13 protein-coding genes and 1 pseudogene are annotated in these 12672 nt (G+C 63.8%); 7 read left to right on the top strand and 7 right to left on the bottom strand.

The genetic code is table 11. From position 1 onward, the window contains the following. The 4 genes and pseudogenes from HP546_RS16875 to dksA form a co-directional block, all read right to left on the bottom strand. Positions 1 to 1309 (bottom strand): annotated as a pseudogene (locus tag HP546_RS16875) (ATPase); the annotation flags it as partial. Further along, a complete protein-coding gene (locus tag HP546_RS16880) occupies positions 1293 to 1469 on the bottom strand; it encodes a hypothetical protein (RefSeq protein WP_003250005.1) in 177 nt (58 codons plus the stop codon). The pseudogene HP546_RS16875 and the gene HP546_RS16880, both read right to left, overlap by 17 nt. Positions 1470 to 1655: 186 nt before the next feature. After that, entirely contained in the window at positions 1656 to 2543 is an 888-nt protein-coding gene (gene gluQRS, locus HP546_RS16885) for a tRNA glutamyl-Q(34) synthetase GluQRS (RefSeq protein ID WP_172227593.1), read from the bottom strand. A gap of 63 nt (positions 2544 to 2606) precedes the next feature. Beyond that, positions 2607 to 3053 carry an RNA polymerase-binding protein DksA gene (gene dksA, locus HP546_RS16890; protein ID WP_003250009.1) on the bottom strand — a complete coding sequence of 149 codons (447 nt, stop codon included), beginning with the start codon at positions 3051 to 3053 and terminating at the stop codon, positions 2607 to 2609. A 210-nt stretch (positions 3054 to 3263) separates the two neighbouring features. Here dksA and HP546_RS16895 point away from each other — a divergent pair, with 210 nt between their 5' ends. Together HP546_RS16895 and sfsA are read left to right on the top strand one after the other, a co-directional pair. Further along, a complete protein-coding gene (locus tag HP546_RS16895; RefSeq protein ID WP_172227595.1) occupies positions 3264 to 4436 on the top strand; it encodes a pyridoxal phosphate-dependent aminotransferase in 1173 nt (390 codons plus the stop codon). After that, the gene (gene sfsA, locus HP546_RS16900) at positions 4436 to 5149 is read left to right on the top strand and encodes a DNA/RNA nuclease SfsA (RefSeq protein ID WP_172227597.1); all 714 of its coding nucleotides are present in this window, start codon (positions 4436 to 4438) and stop codon (positions 5147 to 5149) included. Before HP546_RS16895 ends, sfsA begins: the two co-directional genes overlap by 1 nt. Here sfsA and HP546_RS16905 read toward each other — a convergent pair. Beyond that, positions 5139 to 5456, bottom strand: a complete 318-nt coding sequence (locus HP546_RS16905) for a Rieske (2Fe-2S) protein (protein WP_172227599.1) — start codon at positions 5454 to 5456, stop codon at positions 5139 to 5141. The two genes, sfsA and HP546_RS16905, sit on opposite strands and share 11 nt — an antisense overlap. 149 nt (positions 5457 to 5605) lie before the next feature. Between HP546_RS16905 and HP546_RS16910 the strand changes: the two genes are divergently transcribed. Genes HP546_RS16910 through HP546_RS16925 form a run of 4 tightly spaced genes read left to right on the top strand, consistent with a single transcriptional unit; the run spans position 5606 to position 9191 of the window. Beyond that, positions 5606 to 6490, top strand: a complete 885-nt coding sequence (locus HP546_RS16910) for a hemin ABC transporter substrate-binding protein (RefSeq protein WP_172227601.1) — start codon at positions 5606 to 5608, stop codon at positions 6488 to 6490. A gap of 50 nt (positions 6491 to 6540) precedes the next feature. Then, entirely contained in the window at positions 6541 to 7524 is a 984-nt protein-coding gene (locus tag HP546_RS16915; RefSeq protein WP_172227613.1) for an iron ABC transporter permease, read from the top strand. Next, a complete protein-coding gene (locus HP546_RS16920; protein ID WP_172227603.1) occupies positions 7524 to 8291 on the top strand; it encodes a heme ABC transporter ATP-binding protein in 768 nt (255 codons plus the stop codon). Before HP546_RS16915 ends, HP546_RS16920 begins: the two co-directional genes overlap by 1 nt. Before the next feature lie 12 nt (positions 8292 to 8303). Continuing rightward, positions 8304 to 9191, top strand: a complete 888-nt coding sequence (locus tag HP546_RS16925) for a ChaN family lipoprotein (protein WP_172227605.1) — start codon at positions 8304 to 8306, stop codon at positions 9189 to 9191. A 180-nt stretch (positions 9192 to 9371) separates the two neighbouring features. Here the strand turns inward: HP546_RS16925 and HP546_RS16930 are convergent, their stop codons facing one another. Both HP546_RS16930 and HP546_RS16935 read right to left on the bottom strand, forming a co-directional pair. After that, a complete protein-coding gene (locus tag HP546_RS16930; protein WP_172227607.1) occupies positions 9372 to 9650 on the bottom strand; it encodes a TfoX/Sxy family protein in 279 nt (92 codons plus the stop codon). Positions 9651 to 9827: 177 nt separating this feature from the next. Next, the gene (locus tag HP546_RS16935; protein WP_172227609.1) at positions 9828 to 11390 is read right to left on the bottom strand and encodes an AAA family ATPase; all 1563 of its coding nucleotides are present in this window, start codon (positions 11388 to 11390) and stop codon (positions 9828 to 9830) included. 115 nt (positions 11391 to 11505) lie between these two features. On the opposite strand from HP546_RS16935, the gene HP546_RS16940 reads away from it, so the two are divergent. Beyond that, positions 11506 to 12672: transglycosylase domain-containing protein (locus HP546_RS16940; RefSeq protein WP_172227611.1), on the top strand; the 1167-nt coding region annotated here is incomplete at its 3' end.

Here is a 12672-nt window from a genome sequence, read left to right on the forward strand (position 1 = left end):
CGGCCAGCAGCCCGGCGATGAAGCCGCGGCGGTTGGCGGTGGGCCAGTACAGCACCGACAGCACCCCTGGCAGGAACTGCAAGGTGGCGACGAAGGCGACGATGCCCAGGTTGGCCAGGCTCTGGTGGTTGTTCTGGGTCAGGTAGAACATGAAACCGGCGGTGATGATGGCGACGATCAGCGCGCGGCGGGTCCACTTCAGCCAGCGATAGATATTGCCCTCTGCCGGTGGTTGGTACAGGGGCAGCACCAAATGGTTGAGGGCCATGCCTGACAGCGCCAGTGTAGTGACGATGATCAAGCCACTGGCAGATGCCAAGCCGCCGACGTAGGCCAACAGTGCCAGTGCCTTGTTGTTGGCGGCAATCCCCAGGCCCAGGGTGAAGTACTCGGGGTTGGTGCTGGCGCCCAGGCGCAGGCCGGCCCACAGCACCAGGGGTACGGCCAGGCTCATCAGCAGCAGGAACAGCGGCAGGCCCCAGCTGGCGCTGACCAGCGAGCGCGGGTTGAGGTTTTCGGTGAAGGCCATGTGGTACATGTGCGGCATGACGATGGCCGAGGCGAAGAACACCAGCAGCAGGGTACGCCATGGGCCTTCCTGCAGCGGAGTATGCAGCGCCGCCAGGGCGGTCTGGTTCTGCAGCAGCCAGACCTCCAGTTCGTGAGGCCCGCCGAACACCCCGTACAGGGCGTACAGGCCGACCCCGCCCAGGGCCAGCAGCTTGATCACCGACTCGAAGGCGATGGCGAACACCAGCCCTTCATGCTTTTCACGAGTGGCAATGTGGCGCGAACCGAAAAAGATGGTGAACAGAATGATCAGTGCGCAGAACGCAAAAGCCACCCGGGCCTTGACTGGCTCGCCGGTGAGGATGCTGATCGAGTCGGCCACCGCCTGGATCTGCAGGGCCAGCAACGGCAATACCCCGATCAGCATGATGATGGTGGTCAGGGCGCCGGCCCAGGTGCTGCGAAAGCGAAACGCCAACAGGTCGGCCAGCGATGACAGCTGGTAGGTGCGGGTGATCTTCAGGATCGGGTACAGCAGCACCGGCGCCAGCAGGAATGCACCGGATACCCCCAGGTAACAGGCGAGAAAGCCGTAGCCGTACTGGTAGGCCAGGCCCACCGAGCCATAGAAGGCCCAGGCACTGGCGTATACGCCCAGCGACAATGTGTAGGTAAGCGGGTGGCGAATGATCGAGCGCGGGATCAGCCCGCGTTCGCTGATCCAGGCCACGCCGAACAGCACCATGAGGTACCCGGCGCTGATCAGGATCATCTGGGTCAGGCTAAAGCTCATCGGCATCTCGTTGGCTCTGCAGGATGAAGGTGACGACGATCAGGATGAGCCAGAGCAGGTAAGGGCGGTACCAGGCTCCGGTCGGCTCGATCCACCAGTCCATGATGGCCGGGGAGAACAGGTAGATCCCCACGACCAGAAGCAGGACCAAACGATAGATGTACATGCTGGCCTCGATGGTTGGGCGCTGCGGGCTTGGACTTATTATTGGCGCAAATGGCGGGGGGGATGCTAGCGGGAATCCATGGTCTTCGCCAAGGTTTTGAATTTGTTGGGCTTTTGATTTTCAGATACGGGTTGCCCGGGGCAACCCTGTGGGAGCGGGTTTACCCGCGAAAGGGCCGAGCCTGCGTTAGCGCAAATCAGCCTCTGGCACCGTGGTGCGCTGTGCAATCCGCTCAGGCTGCCACTGCTTCCGCGCCACCGCCAACACTTCAGCCGGCGTCGCCAGCAGCAGCTCGGGGTCGGCCTTCTGCCCCAGCGCCCGCAATGCCCGCAACAGCAACGGTGTCGCATGCTCAACCTGCAACGGCGGCGAACGGTATGACTTGCCCAGCTTGTGCCCGTCCGGCTGCACGATCAGCGGGATATGCAGGTAGCGCGGCTGCGAAAAGCCCAGCAGTTCCTGCAGGTACAGCTGGCGCGGAGTGTTGTCGAGCAGGTCGGCGCCACGCACGATGTCGGTAACACCTTGCCAGGCATCGTCCAGTACGACTGCCAACTGGTATGCATACAGCCCGTCGCGGCGCTGGATGACGAAATCGCCCACCTCACGGCCCAGGTGCTGCTGGTACTCGCCCTGCACCCGGTCGGTAAAGCGGTAGATCAGCTCCGGTACCCGCAAGCGGATCGCCGCGCCTTCACGGGCATGCCCGGCGTTGCGGCAAAAGCCCGGGTAGATCCCGTTGTAACCTTCCAGCTGTTTGCGCGAGCAGGTGCAGGCATAGGCCAGGCCCAGGTTGAACAGGCGGTCGACCACTGCGGCATAGGCATCGTGCCGCTGGCTCTGGAACACCACCTCGCCATCCCACTCCAGGCCGTAGCGCTCCAGCGTCTGCAGGATCGCATCGCGGGCGCCGGGCATTTCCCGGGGCGGGTCAGTGTCCTCCATGCGCAGCAGCCAGCGGCCGTTGACGGCACGGGCATCAAGCCAGGAGGCGAGGGCGGCGACCAGCGAGCCGAAGTGCAGGAAGCCGCTGGGGGTGGGGGCGAAGCGCCCGATGTAGCGGGAGTCATTCATGGCTTTGGGGTTTCTGAAAATGAAACGGGGCGCCTGATGCGCCCCGTCCGGATTGGAGAAAAATCAGCCTTTGCCGACTGTCTTTTCCTTTTTCTCCGCAATTTCCTTGCAATCGAAGCACAGGTCGGCAGTCGGGCGTGCTTCCAGCCGGCGCAGGCCGATCTCGATGCCGCAGGATTCGCACCAGCCGTATTCTTCGTCCTGGATCTTTTGCAGGGTCTTGTCGATTTTCTTGATCAGCTTGCGCTCGCGGTCGCGGTTGCGCAGCTCGAGGGCAAACTCCTCTTCTTGAGACGCTCGGTCTGCCGGGTCTGCAAAGTTGGCTGCTTCTTCCTTCATATGGTCTACGGTCTTGTCGACGCCGACCATCAACTCTTGCTTCCAGCCAGTGAGAATTTTGGTGAAGTGCTTGCGCATGGGCTCACCCATGTACTCCTCACCCTTGGTCTCCTGATAAGGCGCGACCCCATAAAGATTCTGGTTGGCTTTTTGCTTTTCTAGGGTGGACATGAATAGACCGCCTCTCACTCATCTGATCCAATGCGCAGGATGCTCCATCTCCGGCGACCGCCGGCCCTGCGACTGCGAGCCGCCGAACTTACCAGATAGATCGGGGGTGCGCTACCCCGCCCGATCCTGGCAATTGACCGCAGCGCGAGCCGTACGTTCGGTGGCGTGCAGAGGTAGAATCTCTAGTTTAGACCCTATTGAGAGAAGGTCATGGCCCACCCCTACAGTGCGCGCAGCCGCGCCATCGAACCCTTCCACGTCATGGCGCTGCTGGCCCGGGCCAATGAGCTGCAAGCCGCCGGGCACGACGTGATCCACCTGGAAATCGGCGAACCGGACTTCACCACGGCTGCACCGATCGTTGCCGCTGGCCAGGCTGCACTGGCCGACGGGCACACGCGTTACACCGCCGCACGCGGGTTGCCGGCGCTGCGCCAGGCCATTGCCGGCTTTTACGAGCAGCGTTATGGCCTGAGTATCGACCCCGAGCGCATCCTGATTACCCCCGGTGGCTCCGGCGCGCTGCTGCTGGCCAGCAGCTTGCTGGTCGACCCGGGCAAGCACTGGCTGCTGGCCGACCCCGGTTACCCCTGCAATCGCCACTTCCTGCGCCTGGTCGAAGGCGGTGCGCAACTGGTGCCGGTAGGGCCCGAGGTGAACTACCAGCTCACCGCCGATCTGGTCGACCGTTACTGGGACAAGGATTCGGTCGGCGCGCTGGTTGCCTCGCCGGCCAACCCGACCGGCACCGTGCTGGGCCGTGACGAGCTGTCCAGCCTGGCAAAGGCCGTTCATCAGCGCCATGGTCACCTGGTGGTCGACGAGATCTACCACGGCCTGACCTATGGCATGGATGCACCCAGCGTGCTGGAAGTCGATGACTCGGCGTTTGTCCTGAATAGTTTTTCCAAGTATTTCGGCATGACCGGCTGGCGCCTGGGCTGGCTGGTCGCCCCCCCTGGCGCAGTGGCCGATCTGGAGAAGCTGGCGCAGAACCTGTACATCAGTGCACCAAGCATGGCCCAGCATGCCGCGCTGGCCTGCTTCCAGCCGGAAACCCTGGCCATGCTCGAAGAACGCCGCGCCGAATTCGCCCGCCGCCGCGACTATCTGTTGCCTGCCCTGCGCGAACTGGGCTTCCGGATTGCCGTCGAGCCGCAGGGGGCGTTCTACCTGTATGCCGATATCAGTGCCTTTGGCGGTGATGCATTCGCCTTCTGCAGGCACTTTCTGGAAACCGAGCACCTGGCCTTCACCCCGGGGCTGGACTTCGGCCGCCACCTGGCCGGGCACCATGTGCGCTTTGCCTACACCCAGAGCCTGCCACGCCTGGAGCAAGCGGTGCAGCGTATCGCCCGTGGCCTGCGGAGCTGGCAAGGCTGATGCGGTTTTCTCCTTCACTCGAACAGGGCCGCCTGCTGCGCCGCTACAAGCGTTTTCTCGCGGACATCGAGCTGGCCGGCGGCGAGCAGATGACCATCCACTGCCCGAACACCGGCTCCATGCTCAATTGCATGCGTGAAGGCGGGCAGGTGTGGTTCAGCCGCTCCAACGACCCCAAGCGCAAGCTGCCCGGCACCTGGGAAATCAGCGAAACCCCGCAGGGGCGACTGGCCTGCGTGAACACCGGGCGGGCCAATGCGCTGGTAGAAGAGGCCCTGCGCGCCGGCAGCATCGCCGAACTGGCCGGTTTTACCGCCCTCAGGCGTGAAGTGGCCTACGGCGAGGAAGGCAGCCGCATCGACTTTCGCCTGGAGTTCGACGGCGCCCCGGCCTACGTCGAGGTCAAGAGCGTGACCCTGGGCTTCCCCGACAGCACGGTGGCGGCCTTCCCCGATGCGGTCACCCAGCGTGGTGCCAAACACCTGCGCGAGCTGGCTAAACTGGCCAGGCAGGGGGTACGGGCGGTGCAGTTGTATTGCGTGAACCTGACCGGCATCGACGCCGTGCGCCCGGCCGAAGAAATCGACGCGGCCTATGCCCAGGCCCTGCGCGCCGCCGTGGCGGATGGCGTGGAGGTGCTGGCCTATGGCACCCGCCTGGATCCTGAAGGAATCGTCATCGACCGCGGTTTGCCAGTGCTGCTTACCCCTTGAGCCAGATGCCCAGGCTGTCTTCATGGCAGCCCAGGGCCTGCAGTTGCTCACCTTCGCAGGGGCCGGCGACACATTCGCCGCTGTCGATCAGGAACAGCGCGCCATGATGGGCGCAGTGGATCAGGCTGGCACTTTCATCGAGAAACGCATCCCCTGCCCAATTCAGCGGGATACCCCGATGCGGGCAGCGGTTGCGGTACAGGTACACCAGGCCCTGGCGACGCACACCGAACAGTTCGGTGCCGTCTACGCTGAAGGCGCGGCCTTGGCCTTCGATCAGGCCGTCGGAGGTACAAAGGAAGTGCATGGCAGGGACGACTCGTGAAACAGATGATGGCTTGACGCTTCAATGCGAATAATTATCAAATTGCCCGCATTCGCTGCGTCCGGCTGTCTATGGTGCGCAGTTCTGCCGCCCGCCACAAGGCGCGCGGCCCGCCTTAAGAAGGAAACCCGATGATGCGCCGTCCTGTCGCCGTGCTCGGCTTGTTCGCAAGCCTTGTGCTCTCCACCCAGGCCCTGGCGGCCCAACTGCCGCAGCGTTGGGTCAGCGCCGGCGGTGCACTGAGCGAGTGGATAACCGCGCTGGGTGGTGAAGCGCGGCTGGTCGGCGTCGACACCACCAGCCAGCACCCGGCATCGTTGAAGTCACTGCCCAGTGTGGGTTATCAGCGGCAGCTGTCGGCCGAAGGCATCCTGAGCCTGCGACCGGATGTGCTGGTGGGCACCGACGAAATGGGGCCGCCGCCGGTGCTGGCGCAAATTCGCACAGCCGGCGTGCAGGTCGAGCAGTTCTCCAGCAAGGCCGAACTGGCTGCGGTGGATGCAAACCTCAAGCGCCTCGGGCAGTTGCTTGGCGCAGAAGCGCAAGCTTCGGCGTTGTCGGCGGATTATCACCAGCAACTTGACGCCTTGCAGGGCAAGGTCAGGCAGGCCCAGGCCGGGCAGAAGGCGCCGGGGGTGTTGTTGCTGGTCGGGCATGCCGGTGCCAAGCCGCTGATCGCCGGGCAGGGCACCGCCGGTGACTGGCTTTTGCGCCAGGCTGGCGGGCGTAACCTGGCAGAGCACCAGGGTTACAAGAACGTTTCCAATGAAGCACTGGCCGCGCTGGACGCCGATGTCGTGGTGGTCTCCGACCGGGCGCTGGCTGATGATCAGGCCTTGCAAGCACTGCTGAAAGAAAACCCGGCGTTGGCGGCCTCGCGCGCCGTACGCGAGAAGCGCCTGGTGTCGCTTGACCCGACCCTGCTGGTCGGCGGGCTGGGGCCACGCCTGCCGGCGACCTTGCAGTCTTTGGCTGGCACCTTCTACCCGGCAGCCCAGGCCAGCTTCGCACAATGAAACAGCGGGTCCAGCCACGTACGCTGTTCGTTTGCCTGAGCCTGCTGTGCCTGTTGGCGGTGTGGTTGTCGCTGGCCTTGGGGCCGGTCAGCCTGCCGCTGTTCGATACCCTGCGCGCCGGCCTGCGCCTGCTAGGGTTGCCCATTAGCGCTGACGGTTTGCAACAGGCCGAGATGATCCTGGGGCAGATTCGCTTGCCGCGTACCTTGCTGGGGCTGGCGGTGGGCGCAGTGCTGGCGTTGTCTGGCGTGGCCATGCAGGGGCTGTTCCGCAACCCGCTGGCCGACCCCGGGTTGGTGGGGGTGTCTGCCGGCGCGGCGATGGGGGCAGCGGTTGCCATCGTTGGCGGCGCCTGGTTTGGCGGCATGCCGGATGCCTTCGCGCCCTATCTGCTGTCGTTCTGCGCTTTTGTTGGCGGGCTTGGGGTAACCGCGCTGGTCTACCGGCTAGGCCGGCGCGATGGCCAGACCAACGTCGCCACGATGCTGCTGGCCGGTGTGGCGATGACCGCGCTGGGGGGCGCGGCCGTGGGGCTGTTCTCTTACCTGGCCGACGACGCCACCCTGCGCACGCTGACGTTCTGGAACCTGGGCAGTCTCAATGGCGCCAGTTACCAGCGGCTGTGGCCGCTGCTGCTGGTGGCGGCGGGTGTTGCACTGTGGCTTCCGCGTCGGGCCAAGGCGCTGAATGCCCTGCTGTTGGGGGAGTCCGAGGCGCGGCACCTGGGGGTTGATGTGGAGCGGCTCAAGCGCGAGCTGGTGTTCTGCACGGCGCTGGGCGTGGGCGCTGCAGTGGCCGCTGCCGGCCTGATCGGCTTTATCGGCCTGGTGGTTCCGCACCTTGTACGCCTGCTGGCCGGGCCGGATCACCGCGTGGTACTGCCCGCCTCGTTACTGGCAGGGGGCGTGCTGATGCTGTTCGCCGACCTGGCGGCGCGGCTGTTGCTGGCGCCTGCCGAGCTGCCAATCGGTATTGTAACGGCATTCATCGGTGCGCCGTTTTTCCTGTTATTGCTGATACGAGGGCGCAGCTGATGTTGCAAGTCGAGGGCCTGCACCTGCGTCGGGGCAGCAATGAGGTGCTGCATGACATCAGCGTACAGCTGAGCCCGGGGCAGGTAGTGGGTGTACTTGGCCCCAACGGTGCGGGCAAGAGTAGCCTGTTGGGCGTGCTGTGCGGCGAGCTGGCGCCCGACCGCGGGCATGTCACGCTACTGGGCCGGCCGCTGGCCGACTGGGCCGGCCAGGAACGCGCCCGGCGCCTGGCGGTGCTGCCGCAAATCTCCAGTTTGGGCTTCTCGTTTCGGGTCGAGGAAGTGGTGAGCATGGGGCGCATGCCCCATGGCACCGGGCAGCGCCGCGATGCAGAAATCATCGAGGCGGCGTTGCGCGCGGCAGATGCCTGGCACCTGGTGGGCCGTAGTTACCTGGCGCTGTCCGGCGGCGAACGGCAGCGTGTTCATCTGGCCAGGGTACTGGCGCAACTGTGGCCGGGGGAGGCGGGCACCACGCTGCTGCTCGACGAGCCGACCTCGATGCTCGATCCGCTGCACCAGCACACCACCCTGGAAGCCGTGCGCCGCTTCGCCGACCGTGGTGCCGCGGTGCTGGTGATTCTGCATGACCTGAACCTGGCGGCGCGCTATTGTGACCGTATCCTGCTGCTGGAACAGGGCCGCTGCCATGCGTTCGCCTCGCCCGAAGCCGTGCTGACGCCCGGGTCGTTGAAAGCGGTATACGGGATCGATGTGCTGGTACAGGCGCACCCGGAGCGCGGGCATCCGTTGATCATCACGCGTTAGGAGGCATTGCCGATGCGCTTTGCGCTTTTGTCCGGCTTGTGGCTGTGCATGGTGCTGGTGCTGGGTGGCTGCCAGGCCAGCCTGCCGCCATTGCCCGCCTGGCAAAGCAGTGAGGGGCGCAGCGATCCGCAGCTGGGACAGATAATCGATCTTGCCAGTGGCCAGCTGATCAGCCCTGAGCAGTTGCTGCAGCGTCTGGCGGTCGCCCCCCGGGTTCTGGTCGGCGAGAAACATGACAACCCTGACCATCACGCCTTGCAACTCTGGTTGCTGCGGGCCCTGCAGGCTCGGCGTACGCAGGGCAGCCTGCTGCTGGAGATGTTGCAGCCCGAGCAGCAGGCTCGGGTGGACAAGGCTGCCGGGCAGCCGTTGCCGGCAGACCTGCCTAAGGCCCTGGACTGGCGGGAGGGCTGGGATTGGCAGTTTTACGGCCCGATCGTTACTGAAGCCTTGCAAAAACGCGGTGTGCCGTTGCTGGCGGCCAACCTTTCTCCCGCCGAAATGCGCCAGGCCTACCGCCAGCCGGCCGCGTTGGCGGGCGAGCAGTCCAATACGCCAGCGGTGAAAGCCGCCCTGTTGGAAGAGGTGCGCGCGGGGCATTGCGGGATGCTGCCGGAAAGCCAGTTGCCGGCGATGCTGGCCGTGCAACAGCAGCGCGACCGGCGCATGGCCGAGCGCCTGCTGGCCGCGCCGCAGCCGGCAATGCTGTTCGCCGGGGCCTATCACGTGCGCAAGGACCTGGGTGTGCCATTGCACCTGGCCGACCTGGGCGCACAGGGGGAAAGCAAGGTGCTGCTGCTGGCCGAGGTTGGCGAAAAGGTCGAGGCAGCCGAGGCTGACTATGTGTGGTACACGCCGGCGATGCCGCAGCAGGATTACTGCGCTCAGCTGCGACGATAGGACCGGGTGGAATTCAGGCAAAAAAAGACCCGGCAAAAAGCCGGGTCAATAACCGTGATTAGCCTGATGAGGAGATAATCTGAGAGTCCGAACCAGGGGCTCTTAGCTTATCCAACCAGTCTCGCGACCAGTTGCGATAATCATAACGATTCTCATTTTCACGTCAATCCATTTTCACGATTATTTTGGATTTTTTTGTGCCGGGCCTTTCGCATCCAGTTGCTGGTTGAGTGCTTCTTTGCGTTCGAGCGGCAAGTCGTTCCAGTGCATGTCCAGCAGGGCGCCTTCAATGGCATACAACAGCACCTTCGATGCGCGGAACCCTCGTGTCTTCACGGCCTGGTAGGCACCCACCGCGCCCAGGCGGCGCAAATCCGATGCACTGTGGATGCCGGCTGCATGCAGCCACTGCGCAGAGGTCTTGCCAAGGTTCTTCAGATGCTGCAATTCATCGTTCATCTAGCCTCCTTGCGATGGCTGAACGGGTCTTGGGGGATAAATCGCGAGCAGGTCAGAGAGGAGTGTAGCGGGGGTTGGGGAATACGCGGCTTTTTGCCATCGGGGTCGATGAGCTGTTCTGTACCGGCCTCTTCGCGGGCTTGCCCGCGAAGAGGTCAGAGCAGGAGAGTGATGAGGTTAAAGGCCCGGCAGGCGCTGACGAATCTGTTCGATGACCTGGTTCATGCTGCTGGCATCCTGGGTATCGACCCGGGTGCTTTGTTCCAGCTCGTGGGCATCCAGCGGTTCACGGCTGGCCTGCTGGGCCTTGACCACTTCCAGGGTGGCATCCGACGGGTCGGTGTTTTCTGCCTGGCGCTGTTCCAGCCAGCTGGCGATCACCGCGTCCGGTGCGTTGCAGTCGAGGATCAGGAACGGTACGCCGGTCTGGCTTGCAACGTCCGCTGCAGCCTGGCGCTGTTCATGCTTGAGGTATGTAGCATCCAGTACCACCGGGAAGCCGGCGCGCAAAACGGTCGCTGCGACGTCGTGCAGACGTTGGTAAGTGGCGGCACTGGCATCCTTGTCATAAATACCGGCAGTCAGTTGGCCGGCATTGTCTTGTGGCTGTTCGCCAAACATCCGCTTGCGCTCGATATCGGAGCGCACGCGAATGGCCCCCAAGGCCTCGACCAGGCGCATTGCCACGTGGCTTTTGCCCACAGCCGAGACACCATGGGTGATGGCCAGCAGCCGAGAAGGGATGGCGCTGTAGCTTTCCGCCAGGTTGGCGTAGTTGCGGTAGGTGCGCAGGGTGGTGGCCCGTTGCACGCCATCAGCATTGGCCGGCATGCTGAACAGCGCCACCTTGGCCCGCACCATTGCGCGATAGGCTTTGTAGAAGTTGAGCACTTCCAAGCCTTCATAATCGCCGGTCAGCTCCAGGTACTGACTGATGAAGCGTCGTGCCAGGCACTTGAGGCCGCGGTCTTCCAGGTCCATGGCGAGAAAGCCGGTGTCGGCCCAGACATCGGTCATGCGGAAGGGTTCGTTGAACTCGATGCAGTCGAAGATGACTACCTGGTCGTTGATCAGGGTGGCGTTGCCCAAGTGGATGTCGCCATGGCACTCGCGGGTGAAGCCGTTGGCCTTGCGCGAGGCGAACAGGCCTTGCAGCCGCTCGAAACTGCTCCGCGCCCAGGCCTGCAGGTTATCCAGTTGCAGCAGATCGGCCTTATCGCTGAGGAATGGGCGGATCTGCTCGAAGTTCTGCACCACCGGGGCCATCACGCTTTCAGGCGAGCCGTAGGGCTGCTCGGCAGGCACCTTCGGGGTCTGCAGGTGGAATTCGGCAATCTGCCGGGCCATCTGGTCGATGTGCGCGGCATTCAGTTCGCCATTGGCCTGCAGGGTACTGAGCATCTGGCCCTGGGGGAACTGGCGCATCTTCAGCGCATATTCGATAGCCTCGCCTTCGCCACCGATCTGCGGTGCTTCGGCGCTGCCGGTAATCGGCAACACTTCCAGGTACAGGCCTTCGGTAAGGCGCTGGTTCAGGCGCAATTCTTCGTTACAGAAATGCTGGCGCTGGTCCAGGCCAGTGAAGTCGAGAAAGCCGAAGTTCATCGGCTTCTTGACCTTGTAGGCGTACTCGCCGGTGAGCAGCACCCAGGAGATATGCGTCTCGATGAGCTGGAACCCATCCACAGGGTGAGGGTACAGGGCTGGGTTCTGCAACGCAGTGATAAGGGCTTGGCTCACAGGAAAACCTTCCGGGGGCAGGGAATTCGAATGCGCCATTATGGTCAATGGTGCCGTCCCTGCCTACCGCCGGGCCGTCTGCCCAGCCTTTATAAAGTGCGTATAATCCGCCGCCATGACCCGAACCCGAAATTCCCGCACCCCTCAGAAACGCCCGACTGGCCGCTCCCGCGCCTGGCTGGGCTGGGCTTTGAAGCTCAGCCTGGTAGGCCTGGTGATCGTCGCCGGCTTCGCGGTTTACCTCGATGCCGTTGTCCAGGAAAAGTTTTCCGGCAAACGCTGGACCATCCCGGCCAAGGTGTATGCCCGGCCGCTGGAGATGTTCACCGGCCAGAAACTCAGCAAGGCCGACTTCCTCACCGAGCTCGATGCGCTCGGCTACCGGCGTGAAAGCGCGGCCAACGGCCCGGGTGCAGCGGCAGTCAACGGCAATACCGTCGACCTGAACACCCGTGGCTTCCAGTTCTACGAGGGCATGGAACCTGCGCAGTTCGTGCGCGTGCGCTTCTCCGGCGATTATGTGGCTGGCCTCTCCGGCGCCAACGGCAAGTCGCTTGACGTGGTGCGCCTGGAGCCGCTGATGATCGGCGGTATCTACCCGAAAAACCTCGAAGACCGCATCCTGATCAAGATCGACCAGGTGCCCAAATACCTGCTCGAGACCCTGGTAGCGACCGAAGACCGCGATTTCTACAACCACTTCGGTGTATCACCGAAGTCCATTGCCCGGGCGATGTGGGTCAATACCTCGTCCGGCTCGATGCGCCAGGGCGGTAGTACCTTGACCCAGCAGCTGGTGAAGAACTTCTACCTCAGCAGCGAGCGCAGCCTCAGCCGCAAGCTGACCGAGGCGATGATGGCCATGCTGCTGGAGCTGCACTACGACAAGCGTGAAATCCTCGAGGCCTACCTCAACGAGGTGTTTGTCGGTCAGGATGGCCAGCGGGCCGTGCACGGCTTTGGCCTGGCCAGCCAGTTCTTCTTCAGCCAGCCGCTGTCCGAGCTGAAGCTGCACCAGATCGCCTTGCTGGTGGGCATGGTCAAGGGGCCGTCCTATTACAACCCGCGGCGTTACCCTGATCGTGCCCTGGCCCGGCGTAACCTTGTACTTGACCTGGTGGCCGAGCAGGGCGTGGCCAGCCAGGCCGAAGTCGATGCGGCGAAGAAGATGCCGTTGGGCGTGACCAAGCGAGGCAGCCTGGCCGACAGCTCGTTCCCGGCCTTCCTCGACCTGGTCAAGCGCCAGCTGCGCCAGGACTACCGTGACGAAGACTTGACCGAA

Origin of the sequence: Pseudomonas sp. CM25 (genome assembly GCF_013179705.1) — a bacterium.
Taxonomy (GTDB): domain Bacteria; phylum Pseudomonadota; class Gammaproteobacteria; order Pseudomonadales; family Pseudomonadaceae; genus Aquipseudomonas.